This window comes from Wandonia sp. (genome assembly GCF_984588085.1).
This window is the reverse complement of record NZ_CFIGVI010000017.1, coordinates 28,631-51,519: the sequence shown is the minus strand read 5'-3', so window position 1 is coordinate 51,519 and position 22,889 is coordinate 28,631. Positions and strand designations below refer to the sequence as shown.

24 protein-coding genes are annotated in these 22,889 nt (G+C 38.4%); 16 read left to right on the top strand and 8 right to left on the bottom strand.

Annotation, left to right across the window (positions count from 1 at the left end; translation table 11 throughout):
* Window positions 1-24: 24 nt before the first annotated feature.
* From AC4PL9_RS08650 to AC4PL9_RS08635, 4 genes are all read right to left on the bottom strand, one after another.
* Window positions 25-1,122 carry a serine hydrolase domain-containing protein gene (locus tag AC4PL9_RS08650; RefSeq protein ID WP_491604350.1) on the bottom strand — a complete coding sequence of 366 codons (1,098 nt, stop codon included), beginning with the start codon at window positions 1,120-1,122 and terminating at the stop codon, window positions 25-27.
* A gap of 118 nt (window positions 1,123-1,240) precedes the next feature.
* Window positions 1,241-1,957, bottom strand: coding sequence for a heavy-metal-associated domain-containing protein (locus AC4PL9_RS08645; RefSeq protein ID WP_491604349.1), 717 nt, complete (start codon window positions 1,955-1,957; stop codon window positions 1,241-1,243).
* An 82-nt stretch (window positions 1,958-2,039) separates the two neighbouring features.
* Complete coding sequence (locus tag AC4PL9_RS08640) at window positions 2,040-2,600, bottom strand: helix-turn-helix domain-containing protein (protein WP_491604348.1); 561 nt, start codon at window positions 2,598-2,600, stop codon at window positions 2,040-2,042.
* Between the two features lie 136 nt (window positions 2,601-2,736).
* Window positions 2,737-3,357, bottom strand: coding sequence for a helix-turn-helix transcriptional regulator (locus AC4PL9_RS08635; protein WP_491604347.1), 621 nt, complete (start codon window positions 3,355-3,357; stop codon window positions 2,737-2,739).
* Window positions 3,358-3,544: 187 nt separating this feature from the next.
* Between AC4PL9_RS08635 and AC4PL9_RS08630 the strand changes: the two genes are divergently transcribed.
* The 4 genes from AC4PL9_RS08630 (at window position 3,545) to AC4PL9_RS08615 (ending at window position 5,908) form a co-directional block, all read left to right on the top strand.
* Window positions 3,545-4,171, top strand: a complete 627-nt coding sequence (locus tag AC4PL9_RS08630) for a superoxide dismutase (protein WP_491604346.1) — start codon at window positions 3,545-3,547, stop codon at window positions 4,169-4,171.
* Window positions 4,172-4,234: 63 nt separating this feature from the next.
* Window positions 4,235-4,747, top strand: a complete 513-nt coding sequence (locus AC4PL9_RS08625; RefSeq protein ID WP_491604345.1) for a DUF2480 family protein — start codon at window positions 4,235-4,237, stop codon at window positions 4,745-4,747.
* Window positions 4,748-4,752: 5 nt separating this feature from the next.
* Window positions 4,753-5,292: an NADPH-dependent FMN reductase gene (locus AC4PL9_RS08620; protein WP_491604344.1), complete on the top strand. Its 540-nt coding sequence runs from the start codon at window positions 4,753-4,755 to the stop codon at window positions 5,290-5,292.
* Between the two features lie 58 nt (window positions 5,293-5,350).
* Window positions 5,351-5,908, top strand: coding sequence for a pentapeptide repeat-containing protein (locus tag AC4PL9_RS08615; protein ID WP_491604343.1), 558 nt, complete (start codon window positions 5,351-5,353; stop codon window positions 5,906-5,908).
* Between the two features lie 7 nt (window positions 5,909-5,915).
* Here AC4PL9_RS08615 and AC4PL9_RS08610 read toward each other — a convergent pair whose 3' ends face one another.
* Together AC4PL9_RS08610 and AC4PL9_RS08605 are read right to left on the bottom strand one after the other, a co-directional pair.
* A complete protein-coding gene (locus tag AC4PL9_RS08610) occupies window positions 5,916-6,611 on the bottom strand; it encodes a hypothetical protein (protein WP_491604342.1) in 696 nt (231 codons plus the stop codon).
* Between the two features lie 129 nt (window positions 6,612-6,740).
* Window positions 6,741-8,123, bottom strand: a complete 1,383-nt coding sequence (locus AC4PL9_RS08605; protein WP_491604341.1) for an MATE family efflux transporter — start codon at window positions 8,121-8,123, stop codon at window positions 6,741-6,743.
* A gap of 711 nt (window positions 8,124-8,834) precedes the next feature.
* Between AC4PL9_RS08605 and AC4PL9_RS08600 the strand changes: the two genes are divergently transcribed.
* From AC4PL9_RS08600 to AC4PL9_RS08555, 10 genes are read left to right on the top strand one after another with little or no spacing between them, the layout of a single operon-like run.
* Window positions 8,835-9,893, top strand: a complete 1,059-nt coding sequence (locus AC4PL9_RS08600; RefSeq protein ID WP_491604340.1) for a hypothetical protein — start codon at window positions 8,835-8,837, stop codon at window positions 9,891-9,893.
* A gap of 12 nt (window positions 9,894-9,905) precedes the next feature.
* Window positions 9,906-10,466, top strand: a complete 561-nt coding sequence (locus AC4PL9_RS08595; protein WP_491604339.1) for a hypothetical protein — start codon at window positions 9,906-9,908, stop codon at window positions 10,464-10,466.
* An 11-nt stretch (window positions 10,467-10,477) separates the two neighbouring features.
* On the top strand, window positions 10,478-12,319 hold the full coding sequence (locus AC4PL9_RS08590) for an OmpA family protein (RefSeq protein WP_491604338.1): 1,842 nt from the start codon (window positions 10,478-10,480) through the stop codon (window positions 12,317-12,319).
* Between the two features lie 15 nt (window positions 12,320-12,334).
* Window positions 12,335-12,793, top strand: a complete 459-nt coding sequence (locus tag AC4PL9_RS08585; RefSeq protein ID WP_491604337.1) for a hypothetical protein — start codon at window positions 12,335-12,337, stop codon at window positions 12,791-12,793.
* A 29-nt stretch (window positions 12,794-12,822) separates the two neighbouring features.
* The gene (locus AC4PL9_RS08580; protein ID WP_491604336.1) at window positions 12,823-13,695 is read left to right on the top strand and encodes a hypothetical protein; all 873 of its coding nucleotides are present in this window, start codon (window positions 12,823-12,825) and stop codon (window positions 13,693-13,695) included.
* 59 nt (window positions 13,696-13,754) lie between these two features.
* Window positions 13,755-14,291 (top strand): hypothetical protein, encoded by a 537-nt coding sequence (locus AC4PL9_RS08575; RefSeq protein WP_491604335.1) that lies wholly within the window; start codon window positions 13,755-13,757, stop codon window positions 14,289-14,291.
* A 6-nt stretch (window positions 14,292-14,297) separates the two neighbouring features.
* Entirely contained in the window at window positions 14,298-15,356 is a 1,059-nt protein-coding gene (locus tag AC4PL9_RS08570; protein ID WP_491604334.1) for a hypothetical protein, read from the top strand.
* A gap of 3 nt (window positions 15,357-15,359) precedes the next feature.
* On the top strand, window positions 15,360-16,088 hold the full coding sequence (locus AC4PL9_RS08565; protein ID WP_491604333.1) for a hypothetical protein: 729 nt from the start codon (window positions 15,360-15,362) through the stop codon (window positions 16,086-16,088).
* A 9-nt stretch (window positions 16,089-16,097) separates the two neighbouring features.
* On the top strand, window positions 16,098-17,279 hold the full coding sequence (locus AC4PL9_RS08560) for a PASTA domain-containing protein (RefSeq protein WP_491604332.1): 1,182 nt from the start codon (window positions 16,098-16,100) through the stop codon (window positions 17,277-17,279).
* Entirely contained in the window at window positions 17,272-17,937 is a 666-nt protein-coding gene (locus tag AC4PL9_RS08555; protein WP_491604331.1) for a PASTA domain-containing protein, read from the top strand. The genes AC4PL9_RS08560 and AC4PL9_RS08555 overlap by 8 nt, the downstream gene beginning before the upstream one ends.
* 118 nt (window positions 17,938-18,055) lie before the next feature.
* Here AC4PL9_RS08555 and AC4PL9_RS08550 read toward each other — a convergent pair whose 3' ends face one another.
* Window positions 18,056-18,973, bottom strand: a complete 918-nt coding sequence (locus tag AC4PL9_RS08550; protein WP_491604359.1) for a ClpXP adapter SpxH family protein — start codon at window positions 18,971-18,973, stop codon at window positions 18,056-18,058.
* Window positions 18,974-19,189: 216 nt separating this feature from the next.
* Here AC4PL9_RS08550 and AC4PL9_RS08545 point away from each other — a divergent pair, with 216 nt between their 5' ends.
* Window positions 19,190-19,510 (top strand): winged helix-turn-helix transcriptional regulator, encoded by a 321-nt coding sequence (locus AC4PL9_RS08545; protein WP_491604330.1) that lies wholly within the window; start codon window positions 19,190-19,192, stop codon window positions 19,508-19,510.
* A 129-nt stretch (window positions 19,511-19,639) separates the two neighbouring features.
* Window positions 19,640-20,269, top strand: a complete 630-nt coding sequence (locus AC4PL9_RS08540) for a hypothetical protein (RefSeq protein WP_491604329.1) — start codon at window positions 19,640-19,642, stop codon at window positions 20,267-20,269.
* 45 nt (window positions 20,270-20,314) lie between these two features.
* Here the strand turns inward: AC4PL9_RS08540 and lon are convergent, their stop codons facing one another.
* Entirely contained in the window at window positions 20,315-22,759 is a 2,445-nt protein-coding gene (gene lon / locus AC4PL9_RS08535; RefSeq protein ID WP_491604328.1) for an endopeptidase La, read from the bottom strand.
* Window positions 22,760-22,889 lie beyond the last annotated feature (130 nt).

Sequence of the window (22,889 nt, the reverse complement as noted above, 5' to 3'; positions counted from 1 at the left end):
ATTTTGTTACAAAACCCGGGAGCTTTAATAGAATTTGCTTAAATCCGTGAATAAGCTCCACCAATCTACACTTCCTGATTTTTTACCCAATCGGACGATAATCAGATTTTTCGCTGGATTGACATAAATAAACTGCCCCAGGATTCCCTGTGCCATAAAATCACCGGTTTGAGTTGGTAACCACCATTGGTATTGATAATACCAGGCACTTCCATTGGTCTTATCTACTTTCGTGGACTGCTCTACCCAGCTTTCCGAGACAATTTGTTTCCCATTCCAGTTCCCCTTGTTCAAATACAGCCTGCCAATTTTAGCGTAATCTCTTGCCCGGGCATTGATGCAACAAAACGTTTTTTCCAATCCGTTTTTCTTCCTGTCAAGGCTCCAACTCGCCTCATACTCCATTTCCAAGGGTTGCCAGAGTTTCTCTTCCAGATAAGACGAAATCGTTTGATTCTTAATTGCTCTTTCCAAAATCAAACCTAATAGCTGTGTGTTACCACTTATATATTCAAACTTTTGTCCGGGGTCCGTTTTCAATTTCATTTTCCGAATAGCCTTTCGGAGATTCGTTCCGTAATAAAATGTCGCAACATCCCCGAAAGGATTAAAATATCCTTCGTCAAATTTTACTCCCGATGTCATTTGTAACACATGCTCAATTGTCACTTTTTCAAAACCACTCTCTATTAACTCCGGAATATAGTTGGTAATCGGTTCATTTACTGATTTTATATATCCCTCATCAATTGCACAACCAATTAAAATGGAAGTCACCGATTTTGCCATGGAAAAAGAAGGAACAATAGAATTTTCCGAATAGTTGTCCCAATAGTTTTCGTACAGAATCGTATCATTCTGAATCACCATAAAAGCTACCGTTTCATTTTCTTCCAGGTAAGATTCAAACGGTAAAACAGTAGTATTAATCTCTATTTCTTTCGGGATATTATTCTCTTCTGTTTTTGAAAAGTAAAAGCTGGTCATCCCTTTTTCTACTGATCGGGAAGGAAACTTTTTGTAGTCTTTTATATCAGCAAAATTGTAAATAATAAATCGTCCGACTTTACAGGACGAGAAAATGAATATCATTACAACAACTAACCAACTTATCTTCCTCATTTCATGCAATTTGTTAAGCAGGTCAGTAAGTTACTATTATTTTTTATTTCGAGCGACTACAAATAAAACAAAGGCTCATGGAAAATCCATAAGCCGCTGTTCCGAACAATACTGTTTATTAATTGAAAGCCATGTAAAGCATTCCCAGACTCATCAGGATCATTAATCCGTCTTCTATAATTGTGACCGTACTCATAGGAAGATTGAATACGTCTCCCAAACAGGCACATTTAATCGTTTTTTTATTCAAAACAGTTTTCAAAACCCCGATTATACTTACTGACATTACTATAAAAGTGATACCATTGACCAATACAGGATTAAAATTCAGTAAAAAAGCGATTCCTAAAAACAGCTCGGTAAACGCATAAATATACCCCCAAACCGGAAATTTTCGGGCTACAATATCATACATAACGTAACTTTCTTTAAACCCTTTCAGATTCAACATCTTGAAGAACGAAAAAGTCAGAAAAAAGCCCGCCATAAAATGACGCATCCATCTTGAATAATCAATTTGTTCTGTACTAAATTCTATCAACGCTGTTACTGCCAGAATATAAAAAAAGATGAGTAAAACGGGTTTATATGTCGCTAACCACGATTTTGTCTGTTCAATAGATTCATGATGATGAATTGCAGAAATCTGATACTTATTTCCAAGCATTTTCTGAAGCTCGGACAAAGCAATGTGTTTGTCCATCGTTATTGTAGCGGAAGCAGTTTCCCTGGAAACTTCGGTTGCCGTTACATGTTCAACAGCTAATAACGCTGATTTTACTTTCGCTTCACAACTCCCACAAGTCATTCCGGTAATCTGATACGTATGTGTCATAATTTTATATTTTCTTATGCCACAAAGATCACCTGATAACTGTCGTTAGCTATTACACTATTTTGGAATTGATTTGTAAGATTTATAGTTCTTCAAGGGGTTTTCGTTTGATCGTCCCCAATTTCTTAAAATGACTTGGAGTTAACCCTGTAACCTTTTTAAATTGATTACTCAGATAGGAGACACTTGAATAATTCAGCTGAAAAGCAATTTCACTTAACGTCAATTCATCGTAAACCAGTAACTCCTTTACTTTCTCAATTTTTTGCAGGATATAATATTTTTCGATTGTAATCCCTTCAACTTCCGAAAACAAATTACTCAACGCACTGTAATCCTGATGTAACTCATCGGATAAATACTCCGAAAGCGTTCTGTCCAACTGATTGTTTCTGTTCTGTACAAGATCTGTGATACGATTTTTTATTTTCTCAATTATCCGTGTTTTCTTATCGTCCAACAAATCAAACCCGTATGATTGTAACTCCCGTATCAACTGTTCTTTTATCGATGAGATTTCTTCCTCCATCAATTCAATCTCTCCCAACTCCACCTGCACAGGATGTAATCCCAGTCCTTCAAGTATTGATTTAACAACCATTTTACAACGGCTGCAGACCATATTTTTAATATAAATTGTCATTGTCTGAGTATCCCGCTTCCGGTATTTCAACTTTGTACTGAACCGAAGGTACTAAATACTCGTTATATTTTGCTTTTGTACCTACAATTCGCATTGTATTTCTGGTTATATGAAATTCAAACTTTGGCTACTATACTCATTCTGTTATCCGATAGGTACACCTTTGCCCTCCTGTTACGATGTGCTGAATCCTTTCGACAGTATAATCATCCCCCAAAAGTTGTCTGAAATTAGTCAGCTCTGTCCTACAAAACCCCTGACACTCTGTTGCTGCTGCACAAATCGGGCAATGATTTTCTATTAAAAAATAAGCACCGCTTTCTTTCTTCCATTCGGCCATATATCCCTCATCCGAACGCATCTTACACAGTCTGTTCAACTTGCCTTCCAGTGTTTTTGTCTTACTAATCTCTTTTTCATATCGTTCGTACACCTGTTTTTCCCGATCACTAATCAATAAATCAAGAGCATTCTCTCCCAATAGTTTTTTTACTGACTGTAAAAGCTCCACAGTAACCTGCGCATGTGAATCCGGAAATTTAGACAGTCCTTTATCGGTTAATTTGTAGTAGATTGACGGACGCCCTACTCCTTCACTTTTTGTAACAGTCTCAACCCAACCTTCCGAAGCAAGTTGTAACAAATGTTTTCTGGCTCCTTCTTTAGTTATATTAAGTTCACTCGCTATCTCTTTCGAATCAGCTTCTCCCCGCATTTTTAAATGCATCAAAATAATATCTGATTGCTTTTTCTTCATTTAGCAACAATAAGTTGTTTTATACCTTCATACACAAAGATACAAAATTATACAATCAGTATAAAATCATTAATAAATATGATTTTCAGAATATCATAAATCCAAATCACAAAAAATAAAACAACAAAAAAGTTGTTTTATTAAATCTCTCCTTCTACATTTGTAACCGATATTAAAAACATTTCTTATGAGCAAATTTCAATTACCGGCTCTTCCATACGCTTACGAAGCTTTAGAGCCACATTTCGATAAAGAAACTATGACTATTCATCATCAACGTCATCACCAGGCGTATGTTGATAATCTGAACAAAGCCGTTGCAGGTAGTGATGCAGAAAACGAAACACTGGAAAACATCCTACGCACTGTCAGCAAGTACAGCCCTGCTATCCGAAATAACGGAGGAGGACATTACAATCACTCTTTATTCTGGGAAATACTCTCGCCAACTCCCCAGATACAACCCGAAGGACAACTTGCCGAAGCGATAAAAAATACATTCGGAAGTCTTGATGAACTGAAAGCACAGATCAAACAAGCCGGACTGGGACAATTTGGTTCAGGTTGGGCCTGGTTATTTGTAAAATACAACGGTAGTTTAGGAGTAGCAGCTACTGCCAATCAGGACAATCCGCTGATGGATACAAATTTAACCAATCAGGGGTATCCAATATTGGGAGTAGATGTATGGGAACATGCTTATTATCTTAAATACCAGAATAAACGTGCGGACTATCTGGATGCTTTTTGGTCTGTTTTAGACTGGAGCGTAATCGAAAAAAAATACGCTGAAATCATCGCTAAACTGCAATAATGTTCATAGATAAGGAGTAAGAGGAATGCGACCTCTTACTCTTTTTTGTTTTAAGTTGCTAATATGGCCAAAGAATTACCCGTAGAAGGAGGAATTAAAAGTAACATTATTACGATTGACCTGCTGGATTACAGACCCGCAGCAAAAAGTCTATTTTTTGACCTGAAAGAGGGGCTTTTCATGGAAATGATCCTGAAAGAAAAGGAATTCCGACACTTTCTCTCAGAAATTAACTGGGAGCTATTCAGGGATCAGGCTGTGGCAATTGGTTGCAGCAGCGAGGCTATTATTCCTTTTTGGGCCTATATGTCCGTAGCAGACAAGTTGAGCGGAATAGCCTCAATTATCAATTACTCCACTCCTGAAGCTCTGAACGAATATGTTTGGAAAAAAAACATTGAACAAACTGATTTTTCTTTTCTTCAGGGTGAAAAAGTAGTCGTCCGGCAAAGTATACATGTTCCCCCTTCTTTGTATATTGCAATCACCCAACAATTAAAACCATTTGTAACGACACTTATGTACGGCGAAGCCGGGCTTCCCAAAGTAATCTCAAAAAATAAAACTAGAAGTTAGAAGTAATGAAAGTATTGATCTTTAGCGGAGCTCCTGAAAGAATGGAAAATTCAACCTCCGAACGTATTTCGAATCATCTGAAGGAAAAACTAACCGGAATGGGTATCGACTCAACTGTATTTAAAATCACAGATGCAGGCATCCCCTTATTCGATACAGCACACAAAAATACTCCCAGATCCGTGATACTTATGAATCATCTTTTCCGGGATGCTGATGTGCATATCTGGTTAACTCCCCTCTATCACGGAAGCATGACTGGTGTTATGAAAAATGCACTGGACTGGCTGGAATACAGTTCTCAGCTTCCTCAGCCCTATCTAACCGGAAAAATAATCGGACTCGTTTGTTGGGCGGATGGTGTTCAGGCAATGCAGGGAATCAATGCGATGGACTCTGTTGCCAAAGCACTCCGTGCCTGGACAGCTCCACTAAGTGTGCCCATTCAACGAATTGAGTTATTTGACGAAAATGGAGCTGTGTGTCAAAAATATGACGATCGATTCACTGCATTACTTGGGTTACTTACTCAGAAGAAGAGTTAAAATAAACTTCTCCCGCCTCCTCTCTTATTTCTTATATTTATCTCCTTAAAACGGAGAAATGGGTTATTTTGAAGAACAGCGAATAGAGAACGTAAATGAGTTAGGAGCGGGAGAATACGAATTATGTGAATTCGTCAACTGTGATTTGTCAGAAAGCAACTTATCGGGGTTAAAATTTACAGATTGTGAGTTTGTAGAATGTAACCTAAGTGTTACCCATGTATCCGGTACTGCGTTTAGAAATTGTTCATTTAAAAGCTCTAAACTTCTCGGAATCCGTTTTGAGGACTGCAATCCCCTCGGACTCAGCTTTTCTTTTGATAGCTGTATCATGGATCACACCTCTTTTTACAACCTGAAACTAAAAGCCACCACTTTTACTAATTGTCGACTTACCGAAGTTGATTTTACCAATACTGACCTATCCGGTTCTTCATTTGAAAACAGTGACCTGAGTGGAGCTGTATTCGATCGTACCAATCTCCAGAAAACAGATTTCAGAACAGCTCTTAATTATCGAATTGACCCGGAAATCAATTCACTAAAGAAAGCCAAATTTTCCCATCAGGGGCTCTCCGGTTTACTGTACAAATATGATTTAAACATAGAAAAATAAATCTCTGTTATTTTTCAAAATTATTCTCATAGTCATTAATATTTTCTTCAGTAACATCTGGTGGCATAGCACCAATTTTTGAGGATACGAAAAAGATAAATGCAAAGGAAAGTATAAAAACAAAAGCACCTATAACAAGAGAAACAAGGTATATCTCTACATAATTATGAATGTAATCATTCAATTTTATAAAAGGACTACTTAACTGTCCATCAAAGAAAATATACCCCAGAATTTTTACGGGAAAAAGTGCAATATTTTCCAACCTTCGAAAGAACACTTCATCCACCCCATTAACATAAGCAAAATAGCTTATTGAAGCAGCCCATGCTATTATACCCAAAGTAATAGCTCTGAAAAAGACAAAAATAAAATTTCTATCAAACCATTCATTTGAAGGTTTCACTACTAAATTCTCATGTACAAGTTTAGCATAAGCAAGTTTTATTTTCAAATATTCAGATTCTTCTTCTGATGCATATCCCTCTCTCCCTCTGAGATCATTTAAATCATTGTTATAATGAGCAATTTCACCTAACGAATGAAAGAAAAGTTTTTTCTCAAAAGGTGTTAACCAATAATAGGAGACCTCTCTCATCCGCGCTTTGTTTTTAAACAGAAGAACAATCGCTATTACTAACCATAACAACAATAATAGAATCGGAGCAAAAACTAAAAGAATAATCAATAAGATTCCGATCATAAAACTCCTAAGAGGTCTCCCTCTCGAAAACATTCCAGAAGACATTGTAGTAGTAAGTTTAGTTACATTTTTTTTGCTAAATATAAAAATAACAAACTATAATGCAACAACTTAACCCAAAAAAAACACCTATACCTCCACTTGTTTCCATCGACCTTTTCTAAACATCCAAAGAGCTACCAAAGCATGTAGCGAATGACAAAAAGCTATCGTGATAAAAATTCCCAGCATCTCCATTTCCAAAAATAACGCCAGGAAGAAAGCCAAAGGAATTTCGATCAGCAGAAACACAAATATATTAATAAACATAGGGGTGCGCGTATCCCCTGCACCATTGAAAGCCTGAATCATCACCATACCTACAGCAAAGAACACATATCCCAAAACAATCACCCGTAAACCTGTGCTTATCGTTTCTATTACTGCCGGAGATTCAATAAACCAACCCGCTATTGTATTTCCAAAAACAAGATAAATAACTGTAACTAAAAACAGAAAGATCACATTATACCGTACTGTTAACCATACGGAAAGCGAAGCCCTTTTTACCTTTTTTGCTCCGAGGTTTTGTCCGACAAGCGTCGAAGCTGCAGCACTCAATCCCCATGCAGGCATCAAACTAAACATAATGATCCGGAAAGTTATGGTAAGCCCTGCCACAGCATCATCTCCAAAACTACTCGACATACGGATCAGAACAATCCATGCAACAGAATCAATTAAGAACTGCCCCATTCCACTAACAGATATAGAAAGAATCCTTCGAATAACAGACCATTTAACAACAATATGTTCTCTCAAAATTACTAAATGATGTTTTCCATTTAGCAAGTGATACAACTGATAAATTACTCCTATACTCCTTCCGATTGTCGTTGCCCAGGCCGCTCCTTCAAGTCCCATTCCGCCCCAGTTTCCGACCCCGAATATCAGAATCGGATCCAGAACAATATTGATACCGTTCGAAATCCAGAGCGCACGCATAGCAAGATGTGGTTGCCCTGCTCCGCGAAAGGCTCCGTTTATAAGGAATAATAGCATAATCGCCATATTCCCGGCAAAAATTATTCTTGTGTAAGGCACACCTATTGCCAAAACTTCTTCACTTGCCCCCATTATCTGGAGAATTTCCTTTGCAAAGACAAAACCTCCTACCGCTATAACAAGGGAAAAAATAGCCCCCAACCCCACTAACTGAAAAGCTGTTGCTCCTGCCTCACTATATCGTTTCTCTCCGAATCGTCTGGCAACCATTGCAGTTGCTGCCATACTCATTCCTACTCCAATTGAATAAACAATCATCAGAATAGCTTCCGTTAATCCCACAGTAGCAGCAGCCTGTTCGCCAAGTTTTCCTACAAAGAAAATATCAACCACAGCAAAAGCTGATTCCATCATCATCTCAAGGATCATGGGAACGGACAGCACAAAAATAGCCGTCTTTATATTTACTTTTGTAAAATCCTGCTCCTTACCTAAAAGAGCATCTTTAAATAACTTCCAGCGGTTCATCTATTTTCAAAAAAGAAGTACAAAAATAGAGCTTTGCGGATGAGTGACAATCATCCAAAGACGAATAATCCGGTTAAGAGAGTCTTTTTTCTCACGAAAAGTGAAAATACACACTTACAGGCGCCATAATTATTTTTTTGGTTTATTAAAAATCAACCTACAGCAAACTAACAAAAATAAGTACAGATCAAAAACATGTGAAAGCATTATGTTCAGAGGGATTTGCGACTATTGTTCAAAGGTTTTTCAAATTGATGCGAGGCGTATTGAACGACGCTAAAAAAAGCTACTGCAAATACAGAAAAAGAGTATGTTCAACGCATAAAAATTGAAGCTGCTAAAAAATCTTTTGAACCCGGTTTCAGACAAGTTAACAAAGTAATGTTTGAAGTATATTATTACGATCTCAAAACCTTCCTTGATGTATTCAGAAAAGGAACCGGATTAATGCCTCCTGATTATCGACAACGGTTTATGAAATAAAGAAATTGTTACGATAGTCTACCTTTCCAATCTGGTTGTATTTGCTGAAAAAACAAATTAAACGATAAAAATTATAGTTTAATCTATTTTTTATTATATTTGATCGCAACTAACAATTACAACTTCATGAAACTAATCTTTTATTCATACTCAAACTTCTTGTTTCAAAAATTTACTTCTTCCGGATTTCACCACCTGTATTTTCAATAAACCGTAAATCCTATTATTTTGAAAAGAGTAATTATTGTATCCATCGGAGAGGCTACTCCGGGAATTGCTAAAGCACTATCTGAAGCATTTAAACTGAACCATGAAATTCTGGTCAAAATGCTGTACAATGCACCTACTGTATTTCTGGAAAATGCTGATGGAGAACTTGCCGAAAAGTCAAAAAGCATGCTTTCCGAACTCGGACTGGAAGTGTTAGTTCAGGATATGTCTGAAGAAGCTCCTGCGCCTTCTGCACCTGTTGATATTGCTGTCTATATTGAAAATCCTGCACAACTTACGCTCGTCAACAAACAGCTATCGGAATTTCTCGGTTGTAAAGAAAGTGAATCATTACAATTGCTTCTAAACGAACCCAGTGTTGTTTTAGGTGGTGTTTCTATGGCTACAGCCGAAAGTCTTCAAAAACGTCTGGAAGCCGAAGTCATGGCCAGTAATCCCAAAACAGATTTGTATACGCTTGAAATAACAGAAAAAGATCCATCTATACGCTCTGCTATTCTTTCTTTACTGAAAGACCAAAAAGTAGTCATTCAGAAGGATACTGAAAAATGGATTAAAAACATAACGTATGAACAGTTAAACACGGTTTTATCGCGTTATAGAACACAGAACGGAATTCGCATTTATAACCAGAGCTTTTCCAGATATACAATCCTGTTAGAAAACTTTGATCTTAATTCAGAAGCGCAAACTACCTTCCTGAAAAAAGAAATCGGCATGCCTGCCGAATCTCTCGCTGAAATTCACGATAACTTACCTGTGATCCTTGATGAATCCGTCAACTACAGCATTTTGCAAAAAAAGCTTGCTATATATCAGGAAGCCGGAATTCAATGTACCGAAGAACGTATTCCATTCGGAAAATACAAAATAGCTATCAGCAATATAACCGATACAGAAAAAACAGGGGAACTATTAGAGAAATTCTTTTCCGGCATACAAATCGGTGAAACAACCCAACGCTGGAAAGCACCGCTTCCCCTGGACAGTATACTAAGTCGGTTTTTAGAGAAGCAACTGGAGTACATCGGATGCGAAATTGAACACGAATACTAAAAAACAACTAATATGAGTTCTACTACCACAAGTAACCTGCATCTGCATGTAGCAGAACAGGGAAAAGTTCTTGCACTGAAAAATGATCACAAGGAAGCTTTACGACATTATAAAGAAGCATTAAGAATGTGTCAGAATGATGCTAACTCAGAGGTATTCCTGCAACATTACAGTCTTTGTGCCATGGAGTCTCTCGAACGCATGCAGGCACACGAAGATGTTATTGCTTTTTGTGATAAAAGTATTGCTTTTCTGGACGAAAAAAAGACGGAAAGACCTGATAAATTATTCCGTAAATACCTTGCCTCCCTTTGGGAGCGAAAAGGTATTCAGTATACATTTTTAGAGGATAAACAAGCTGCTGTTTTCGCATTCGGACAGGCACTGGAAGAAGCAGGAGACTTACTTATGCCCCTGAGCAAAGAAATATTATCCTGGTTACAACGCGGTTACAAGATAACTGATAAGCAAATTCGTGATCTACAAAACAAGCACTCGTATTTCACTGTACGAAAAGAAAATGTCAATGAAAAAATAGCTATTCAACTCCCGGAAATGATTAACCCCTTTTAAACTAAAAATCTATGAGTAATTTGACTAAATTCAGTGAAGGTGCTGCCATTCTACAACAAGTGGATGTTAGTGATATCTTCAAAAACCTGGCTTTAGGTATTGCAGAAGCACAACAAAAGCTTGATGACAATTCCGTTGCCCAGGTAATCCGGCTTTCTCAGCAACAAATCAATGGAGTATCACTTCTCCAACTCGGTTTTGCCCCGGTTTTTTATGCATTTCAGTATGCTGACATCAGTGCCAGTATCAACCTGAAAATGGCCATGAAAGAATCTATGGAGTTTGGTTTTGGTTTTGACCTTTCCATTGCCAATAAAAAAGGATACAAAGAGTCAGAACGTCAGTTTATCAGCGAGAATAATCACGAAGAATTTGCTCAGGAATTTAAAAGTTCCCGCACACTTACTTTTAAAGCCAAAGAAAGAAATACAGTAAAGGTAGAAAATAAATCTTTCCGCCTGAAAGAAGACCTTCAGGCTCTCCACAGAGTAGAAGACCTGGAAGACAGTATCGTTAGTGAAACATCTGTTGATTATCTTATACGTGAAGTACAATCCGAAAGTATTCGTGAGAACAGAAGCGAAGGAATAGACATCTGGTTAGAAGGTGGTTTTATACGTATTGAAGAAGGCTTGGCTTACAAGAAAAAGACACTGGGAGTATTAAAAATCAGGGATTACAATGACGATGATGTAGATCTTGAAGGAGACGGTTCGAATGATTTTATGATCTCCGGAAGTTTCAGTGATACAATTGATCTGGCCCTTACGAAAAATACGGGTACCGTTTATGGAGTCAGACGAGACGGAACCTTCTTTAAATATGATGGTGCAGCATGGGTTGAAATCAGTAGTACTTTACACTTTCTGCACGACAACATTCGAAATACATCCGGACGCCCAAGAGGTCATGAGGTCGTGTATGGAAGTTCGCTTCGGTACGGAACTGAAACTCCGCCGCTCACGCATCACGGAGGAGGAACTTCGTGGGAAAATCATGCAGACCATGCACTAATACATCAGGCTTTACGGGTTATTAACCGATACGATTCTTCCGCTGTAATTACGATTACAGGCTATACAGACGACAGTGGTTCCGTTAGTTACAATGAATCTCTGGCAATGCGAAGAGCAGAATCTGTAAAGAATCATATTTTCGGAAGTTCTCCTGCTGTTCGAACAGTACAGGGTACTGTCAGCGGTGGTGGAACAACAGATGTTAATAAGCGAAAAGCTACTATTACACTGGACGCAGATTATATCGTTTTTATAGATGGAAACATTACAGAGGACGCAACTCCTGAAAAGTCTTCCAGCGGTTCTAATAAATTTATTCATCTTCAATCAACTCCTGTTGCCAGCGGCTTCCACATTCTGAATGCGAGTTACGGAAATATAGCACTGGAATACACACAAGACTCCGGCTTTGAGCAAGTCCTTACGTATGTTGGCGAGCAACTTGAACATTATTCTTCCGAAACCCGGGAGAGCAGACATTACTTCCTTCACAATGAATCTATTATGAAATTTCATCTTTTCTCGATGGATTCCGAAGATATTTCCATTGATTATTCCAGAGAAGAAAGTCTGGATACCAATGAAACGGAAGATACCTTCATGTCAGGAAAAACAATGAACTCCTCATCTATGGCACAAGAAACCTTCAAAGATGTTTCAAAAGATAATACGTTCGCTTTAGGAGCCAATGTTGACTTCCGGATGGCAAAACAATTTGAAATGTCCATGGAAGGAAATGCCTCGATGTCAGCTCGCTTAGTTGCCGTACCTGCACCGGAAAGCTTTCTGAACTTTGTACAAAACACTTTCGTTACAACAGATTCTGATAACGAATAATAACGATGAACCAATATGCCTGCTATTGACACTGTACAAAACACGTTGACCAACTCTCCCCTGTCAACCATGATTGAAAAAATGGGACTTTCTGTTGCGAATGCTCAGGCCGCACTGGATAGTAATTCCATCGAAATGTTAAAAAAAATGGCTACGACCAAACTCACGATTGGAAGTAAAGAAATGAATTTGATTAATCTGGGGTTCGTTCCCAGTTTTTACACCTTCACAGAAGCCAGTTTTGAAGCAAAAATGGAATTTTCTCTTTCAGAATCCATTTCCTATGGAATATCAGGAGAAGTTTCTGTGAATACAGAAGTTGTCTCAGCCAATGTCAGTGCTCATTTTGCAAGAAAATTTGAACAATCGGCCTCCGCTTCTTCCAGTATTGCAGCCAGAATGGTATCTCTTCCACCTCCTGAAAACCTGATTGAGATGTTGAGAAATCTGGATACAGAAGAAGACAACGCCTGAATACTTTTAACGACAAAAAACAATTAACTATGTTTGGAAACAGAAGACCACGGATAGGACAAGAACTCCTTGACGTACCAATGGGCGACATGATTCGCCAAATGGCTTTTGCGATCGCTGAAGCCCAGATCCAGCTGGATCAAAACTCAATTGATGTTGCTGAAATGATGGGTGGTTTACGCACCATAACAGATGACTTGGGTAATGTTACTTTTGAAGATAGTCGTGTCTTTTTCGGGAACGAGCTAGTCCAAATAAATACAGCTATCGCTCTGCATAATAGTAGTGAGGATGTACTATTGAAAAACGAAATACGTAAAGCGCTCGGAGAAGGTAATTACACCCCAAATCTTGAAGTACACACGGATCAAGAAATACCCAAAAACGAAGACATTTCTACAGATGAAGCCCTTACTTACAACGGAATGATTTACATCAAAAATGAAGGTGGAACATCAGATCCGGCTACTGCTATATCCTTTGCCAGTTTTCAAATCGCACAAAAAGGATCTATTGATCCTTCCGACGAAATCTCACTTCCCCGACGAATTTCTATGATGGAACTGGGCTTTACCCCTACTTTTTATCAATTTGTCGATACAATAATTGAAGTGAAAATTTCGATTAAGTATACCCAGGAAGGAGAAGTCGGTTATTCACGTACCACTAATAATCGTTCTTCTTCTGCGAGTCTGGGAATCGGTTTTGGTCGTATTAAAGGTGGAAGATCCGTTCAGACTTCACAGGTTAATGCTACATATTCACAGAAATATAGCTACTCTGCGGAAGGTTCAAGTCTGCTGCGTACTAAATTGGTTCCTATTCCACCACCCGCAGTACTTGAGCAGCGAATTCAAATGATGCTTGAACAGGAAATCATAGATCAGGAAAATTCTAATTAATTCTATTCATCCGGCAGCTATCTCTCCAGGGATAGCTGCTTTAAAGCTCTACCGGTCGTATGCGTAATGTTGGTAAAGAATTACTTAATGCACCTTTTCCCGAATTGATACAAACACTTGGTGTCGGTATAGCCGAAGCCCAGTTCGCTCTTGATAAGGTTTCTATTCGGATGGCTCAGCTAATGGCTGGTTTTAAACTGGATGAAGATGATAACCTCGTCCGGGATGAAACTTCCCTGATTAAGCTGAAAGAGGGCACTCCCGGTGTCAGTTTACTGGCACTCGGTTTTACTCCTACATTCTATCAGTTTGTTGAAACACATATAGAACTCAAACTTGCGATCTCTATGAAAACCGAATCCGATGTCGGAGTCAGCTCAAAAGTAAAGGGAACCGCCTGGTCTCCATTCGGGGTCGTCAGTGCTTCCGTTAATGCGAGTTATTCACAGAAATACCAGTACGAAGCTAGTGGAAGTTCAGAAATGAGAACAAAACTGGTAACCGTTCCGGCACCCCCGATGTTCGAACGACGATTAAAAGAAATCATGGATGAATCTGCTACAGAAGACCTGAATCCGGATCCACAACCTGAATAAAATTCTATGGCAAAGAGTTGGAAAAAAATTATTCAGAAAGATCCTTCCCCTCCTTTGGAAGAAGATTTGTCCTGCGAATTGGTTCAGCCTACTCTTGATGAAGTTGCTGCACAACATAAAGAGTTAGAACAATTACTTCAGGAGCGAAAATCACTTGAAGAAGAAATGAATACCCTTATTGATTCGGGTATTTCAAACGAAGATACTGATCCCAGGTTTTCCGGAACTATTGAATCTTTTGCTAACAAAAGAAAAGCTGAACAAAAAAGAAGATCTACAAAAGAAAAACTTGAAAAACAGTTACTTACTAAAAATAAGGAACAGGAAAAATGGGAGCGTAAAAAACAACAACTCAAAGAAAAGGTATACCAACAAAAAAGGCAACTCAAAGAGAAAATTGAGTTCCGACAAAAAATCAACCCTCAAAAGGAGAAAGACCTTCCGCTTAACCGACCCAATCATTCAGAAAAATCTCCTGAAAGACAATGGTTCAGTATAGACTATGAAACAAGAAAAAAGCAAAACAAAGTTGTACGAAAAAAGAAGGCTACAATTTCTTTTAATCGCCCATCCGAGAAAAAATCACCGGATTTATTTGAAATCAGGGATGCAAAGAAATTAACTCAAAAATTCAGTTCCCCAATCCAAAAACGATCTGTCAGGCAGGCAGAACGACCATTGAATCGTCCAAAAAAGAAAAACAATAAAATTCCTTATTTGCTTGTTCGCTCTACTTTGATAAAGGATAAATGGGAGGAAAAACATGATAAAAGAAGAGAAGAACAACAAAGACAGGTTGTTATAACTCATATCACACAAATCGTTGATCCTCCTCTTCGCTCCTTTTATTCGGATAAAAAACCGGTAAATCCCAAGCAGACAAAGGAGCCGTCTGACTGTAAAAGAAAACTCAATAAAAAAGAAGATTCTTTTTACGACCAGAAGCGAAAAGAACAATTGAAAGAACAGTCTTTATTAGCAAAAAAAGCGGAGCGGGCACAAGAAGAAAAGGAATTTCGAAAAAAAGAAAAATTGAAACTTAAAGCCAAAGAAAAATACAGTTAAACTATGAGCCAATCAGGATATAACTCACTTGCCCTTCATGAAATACTTCTCAGTATTGCTAACAGTCTGAATGAAGCACAACATACATTGCGCAGTATGCCTGCTTATGATGAATACGGAAGACCCAACACCTTATATCACCTCCCCTATCTTGATTTCAATCTGGAGGTCGTTTCTTCATTTGAATCAACAGAAAGTACAATTCCGGAAGATACCGCAAAGCGAGTGACTTCTGATTCTTTTTTACGCAAGGAATCTTTTGCTCAATTATCTTCCGTTAATGCGATTCGGTTTATTCCCTACAGGAGCACTGAATCTTCTTCTAAAAATACAGGGGCTATTACCAGCTCTATTTCCGGCAGATTTGTAGCTGTAATGCCTAACGAAGGTCAAAGACAAGTCGTTATGACCTATTCAAGCGAACTAACAGAACAAACCGATCTACATATCGATTATACTATATCTCTTCGGTTAGTCTACCCTGATAATACACCAGTAGTCGGACAGCGGGTCGAACTGAATTTTGATGAAATGACCAGTTCTGCTATCAATTCCGCTATGCAAGTAACCGCTCCAATAGTACTTGAAAGCAATGATGGATTTACCAATACAGAAGGAGAATTCTCTTCCACCCTACGTTTTGATAAAGATGATTATTCAACCGGAGCTACTTTTGTTTTTGTAGCCAACAGTGGAACCCAGTTTTTATCAATAGCTATTAGTAAAGATTAATACCTGACCATGATTACATTCAAATATATAAGCTTCACAATTAAATTAAACGATACGCAGAATACTCCTGTTAATGATTTGGCGCTCTTTGTGCAGTACTTCAATTTTTCAGAACAAAAATGGGTTAACATCTATCGTTCTATTGTATCCAACGGCACCTTTTTTTGTAGAGGGACTGTCTCTTCTACGCTCAAATACAGACAACCTTTTTTAGAAGCGATTCAGAAGGGGCTGATGCTACCTGTACGCATTGTTCCAACACAAAAAATCTATGATAGCAAACAAAAAGAAATTATAGGCATGACTTTTTCTCATGTGTACAATCCGGAAAATGATATGCTGGAGTTTGATTTTGGCTCTATGTGGCTTATGCCGGAAAATAGCATTGCAAAATATGCAACCTACCATGACTTTGTAACCATAGCTTCTCTTTACCCGCCTGAAATGACTTCTGTTACAGAAAATTCAGATGATATACCTATCAGGTCAATAGATGGTCAATGTGAACAGCAGTTGAATGAATGCACAACCAATCTTCAGACAGTCAGTTCTCAATATGAAAAATTATATTCAGCCCATCAAATACTGGCTCGTTCCAATCGGGCAACTCTTTCACTAAATAAGGAACTGGAAGGTCAATTAACCAGCCTCAAAAACGATTTACTAGACCAGGAACTTCAAATTCAAAAGCTACAAGATACAATCGCTGCATTATCAGTAGAAGAAAATCCCACAGAGGGAAATCAACTTATTCCTATTAATTCTCTCTACAGTAACATACTCGGACAAGTTGAAACGGTCAATAAATCAACCGAAACTTCTGCATTTAAACTCTCCAATCTCTCTTTAAAACTAAAAGCTATTATTCAAAAAGACGGAGACAACCTCAGTGCTTCGTTGCTGGATCCGTCCCTTTCTGATACTATAAATGGTAATTCTATCAGTGAGCTTTCTTTCGAAATTACTCCAACACAGAATCAGAATCCAGCGACTGCAAAAATGCCCGATCTGAGTGGATTAACAGAAACTGCCGTGCGCAGGGTATTGCAAAGTATTGGTTTACGTCTCAACCCCGTATATCAGCAAAATTTCAATGTCGTTCACGGTAGTGCTTTCAAACAAACTCCCGAACCGGGTACAACTATCCAACCCAATCAATTAGTAACCGTAATTTTCAGCAAACATGAGTAATGACAATACTAATCCGGTAAAACTATTCAGCGAACTCCTCGGAGGGCCACTAGGTGAACTCATCAGTAGCATTGGTAAAGGTGTAGGAGAAGCACAGGCTGCACTGGATGAAGGAGCGCTTCGCCAAACACTTGAATTATATAATAGCGAGAAAGACAGTGAACGTTCTGAAGAAGAAATGAAACTGCTTAACCTTATCAGAAGTATGGGATACCAACCCACCTTTTATACGATTCCCGAAACAGAAGTTGAAGCTCAGATTTCATTATCAATGGATCTGAATTCGGAACAAACGGGTATCGTTGGAAAACATCCACTTTCCAAGTATTCCGTTAATGCGATTCCTGTCAACGCGGGAAACGTTAACCGCTATAATCTGCAATCCAATGCAATGGCCAAATTAAAGTTCAAGATCGTTCCTGTTCCTCCACCTTCTTCTGTACCTGAAATGCGTGTCGTTCCTGATCTTATGCATCAGAAATGGAACAATGTAAAAGCAATACTACTCTCTCTGGGGTTTGAAGTACAGTTTCAGAATCAATTGGGAGATATTTTGAGTGAGGACACATTAGAAGAAAAGACAATTACAGCGCAAAGCATTCCTGAAGGAACAATAAGTACAGTCAATACTATTCTAACTCTTACTTTTACGGACTAATATACTTACCGGGGAATTACCATTGGACATCAGGATAGGAAATGCAGATGGTCTTAATCAATTCATTATTGCCAATGGCATACTAAATGATAATTCCCCGGAAGCTTTAAACCGGTTCTTATTGCACTTTGTACAAATTCCCGTTTTTGGTGGTAAATTTACTTAGCTTTCCTTGGGTTACAAGCTTTTCCAATTGAATCTCCGCATTTTCTCTTGACTCTCCGGACAACACGGAAAATTCTTTTGCTGTAAGTGTCGGATAGATCGAAAATAAATCGCTCCATTCTTTTCCGTACTCTTGTTTTTCTCCCTGAAACAACTTCAGAACAGATCCTTCATACACCGGATAGGGTTTTGAACCATATACGCGCTCAACAGCATTTTTCTCATCTATAAAAAAGATGGTTGGAAAACCTCTTACTCCCATTTCACGAGCAAGTTGTAAGTCTTCTTTAAACAATCTTTCTGCCTGCCCTCCTTCGTAATCAGCCTTTAGACGTTCCACATCTAGCCCTGTTGTTTTTGCTGCCTGCTCCACATACTTCCACTTCGTTATATTCTTCTTTTCCAGGAATACCAGCTCTCTTAACTCACGCAAAAATTTCACTGCCTTTGTCTCATCCTGCATTTGAGCAGCCTTAAACGCAATAGAAGGAGGATACGAAGAGTTAAGCGGGTCTTCCAACCATACATCACCATCAATAGGCATATCATAATACACACTAACCTCGTCCCAGTGGTGAGCCACATCAGAAGGCTTATTGATCCCTCCACTATTATAACTCCAATCCGGCAGCAATCCACCCATTCTGTAATCAATGTCCAACGCATAACCGTACTCCAACTTTAGTTTTCTTAATTGTGGCTCTATCCCCCAACAAGAAGAACAAATAGGATCTGTAAAGTAAATAACACGTACAGGTTTAGCTCCTTCATTCTCTACATCAATCTTATTTTCAGAAGTCTCCGGTCCTGTTTCGCACATTCCGGTTTCAATATCACACAACAGCGGATTATTCTCTTTTGTATTTTCCATTTTTTCTTTATTTGACTTATTCGCTACAACTTGTCCACTACAACCGTTCATTGTCATTAAGAACAAAAAAGCACTCATTATTCCTTTTATCTTCATATCCTACCTCTTTCCCGTAAAAGCATGAAATAACGCTTTTGATACATTATTCAGTTATCTTTGTACAAAGATAGGCTCAGACAGTCATACTGTCAATTAGTCAAAAATTTATGACTACCCATGAATACTGATAATCAAAACAATTGCCCGGCAGAAAATGCGATAAAACTTCTTTCAGGAAAGTGGAAACCACAGATTTTTAAATTGGCGGTCGAACAGCCGATTCGTTTTAATGCTTTATTACGAGCCTTACCCGGGGCAAGCAAACAAGCAATCGCTACCGCTTTAAAGGAATTAGAAGAAGCCGAAATACTAGATAAAATCAAAATCAATGAAAAACCATTGCATATTGAATATCATCTAACCGAAAAAGGAAAATCAATCGTTCCTGTTTTTCAACAACTGGAGACAATTTTCACAACTACGACAGAATCTAACTGATTTCTTTTCGTATTTCCGGATATGTTCTAAGTATTAGTACATAATTTCTATTTTGTCTGGCGAATCTACTTTGACAACTTGCCTAAGATCTCTATCTTTCTTTGTAAAGAATACATAAAATTCATGCTTATGAGACTTTTTCTTCTGAAAAAAGCAGATTTGTTATTCGGAATCAATCATTCGAGAGGTTATTTTGGTACATCTGTTAAAAATGAATATGCAACTGCATCTGCTTACGAAGATGTGCTACAACAAACCGAAAATGCGGAATCACTTAACAACCAAATTCTTCATCTACCGGAAGGATTATCTCTATTCTCAAGTAACCGGAAAACTATACGAAAAAAGTATGGGCGACCTGTTTTCTATTTACGCTCTCTTCCTTTTCAAAGCAAAATGGAAATCCTGTTTTTTAAACAAACAGTTGAAAAAATGCGTATTCACATAGAATGTCATTTGTACGAAAACCGTCTGTGTATGGTCAAATACAAATTTCCGTATGCTGATGAAAGACAAAGCGCTGCTATCCGAAACAAAATTCTATCCGATTATGATTATTCAGACACATCAGGTAAAATTTCGGTAAAAGACGATCTTCAACAAGCACTTTACATAAAGGGTAAGTTTGGACTGGAAATCAATTATTTGAATCTTAAAAATGAAGCGTTCTCAGATCTATTATCACCTGAACCAGAAGCACTTGTAGAAGACACTCAATTACACAAAGCCATTCAGTGGTTACAAATACAAAAGAATTAATGTGTAGTCGCTATTTCTACCCTAACGACTACACTATTAATCGTCTCAATTTACCGTAATCTTATCTTGAACATCGACTTTAGTTAGAGCAATCTCTACAACCTCTTTCATTGTTTTTACATAATGAAATGTAAGCCCCTTCAAATAATCCGGCTTGATCTCTCCGATATCCTTTTTATTCTTTTCACAAAGAATGATCTCTTTAATATTAGCTCTTTTTGCCGCCAATACCTTTTCTTTAATCCCGCCTACCGGCAATACCTCTCCACGAAGTGTTATTTCTCCCGTCATCGCCAGGTCTTTCTTCACTCTTTTCTGAGAAAACAATGAGGCAAGAGAAGTTAACATTGTAATTCCCGCCGAAGGTCCGTCTTTTGGTGTAGCTCCCTCAGGAACGTGAATATGTACATTCCATTTATCAAATACCTCAGGCTTGAGGTCAAACCATTTCGCGTGAGCTTTCAAATACTCTAATGCAATTACAGCTGACTCTTTCATCACATCCCCAAGATTTCCTGTAAGTGTCAATTTTCCTTTACCAGGCGTCAGTGATGATTCAATAAACAAAATATCACCTCCGACCTGAGTCCATGCCAACCCGGTGACAACTCCTGCCACCTCATTAGTAATAGAACGATCTTTTTCTCTTCCCGGTCCTAATACCTTTTCTACTTCTTCGGCAGTCATCTTGGGAGTAAACTCTTCTTCCAAAGCGATTTGCCGGGCGCGGTTCCGAACAATTTTAGCGACAACCTTATCTAACCCTCTGACACCTGACTCATTCGTGTATTCTACCACCAACTTTTCAAGAACAGATTTGGTTAACGATAATTGTTTTTTGTCTACCCCGTGCTCCCCCAGTTGTTTTGGCAACAAGTGTCGTTTGGCAATTTCTACCTTTTCTTCAATTGTATATCCGTTTACTTCTATCAATTCCATACGATCTCTCAATGGTCCCTGAATAGTCGCTAAATTATTTGCCGTGGCAATAAACATCACCTTGGAAAGATCAAATTCTGTCTCAACATAATTATCGTAAAACGAACTGTTTTGTTCCGGATCAAGTACTTCCAACAAAGCAGAAGACGGGTCTCCGTGATTACTCCGTCCTAACTTGTCAATTTCATCAAGCACAAACACAGGATTGGCTGATTCGGCTTTTTTAAGACTTTGCATTACCCTACCGGGCATTGCTCCGATATATGTTTTTCTATGTCCTCGTATCTCTGATTCATCATGTACTCCTCCTAATGACATTCTCACATATTTCCTTCCAAGTGCTTCGGCAATTGATTTCCCTAACGATGTCTTTCCTACTCCCGGAGGGCCATAGAAACAAAGAATAGGTGATTTCATATCTCCTTTCAATTTCAGAACTGCCAGATACTCCAGAATACGTTCTTTCACCTTCTCCAAACCGTAATGATCCCGGTTAAGAATTTTATCAGCCCGCTTTAAATCCAGATTATCATCTGTATATTCATTCCAGGGAAGATCCAGAAGATTATCCAGATAGTTGAGCTGAACCGTATATTCAGCGGCCTGAGGATTCATACGCTGTAAACGATCCATTTCTTTGTTAAAGAGTTTGTTTACGCGTTCATCCCAGTGTTTTTTACTGGCCCGATCCCGCAAATCAGTCACATCCTGCTCCTGAGGATTATCTCCCAATTCTTCCTGAATCGTACGCATTTGTTGGTGCAGAAAATACTCCCTCTGCTGACGATCCATATCCGTCTTAACTTTCTGCTGAATCTGATTTCTCATATCCAGCAATTGGATTTCGAAAGAAAGGTGCTCTAAAACTAATTGCGCACGTTTCTTAATATCCAGTTCTTCCAACATTCCCTGTTTCTTCTCAACATCCGCATTCATATTGGATGAAATGAAGTTTACCAGAAACGTCGGACTCTCAATATTTTTAATCGCAAATGCTGCTTCTGATGGAATATTCGGCGAATCACGGATAATCTGCAAAGCCATGTCTTTCATCGATTCATACATCGCTTCAAATTCACGGTCATTTTCTTCCGGTTTAATTTCCGGTAAAAATTCAGTAGTGGCTTTTAGAAAAGGCTCTGACTCCAGTGCCTCTTTCCATTCGAAGCGTCTTTTCCCCTGAATAATAACAGTTGTCGTACCATCAGGCATCTTCAGTAAGCGAAGAATCTGAGCCATTGTTCCTACCTGATAGAGATCATCAAACTCAGGAGTTTCTTCATCCTGATTCTTCTGAGCTACTACTCCGATAATTTTACTACCCTTGTTTGCTTCCTGAATCAAACGAATTGATTTATCCCTTCCTACGGTAATAGGAATTACTACCCCCGGAAACAGTACATTATTCCTCAAAGGAAGAATAGGTAATACTTCGGGTAGATCCATTCTCTCCATCGCTTCCTCATCATCACTCGTAATCAACGGAATAAACTCCGAGTCTCCATCCAGCATTCCTGTAAAATTTATTAATTGATCGTTCTTGTCATTCATATTGTCAAAAGGCCTACGCCAAATTGTCAGTTAATACTTGTATATACTTCTCCACCCCAATGATTATCTATATAACCATTAAGAACACATAAAGTTTCAAGATTCATGCCACTAAGAAAAAACTGAAATT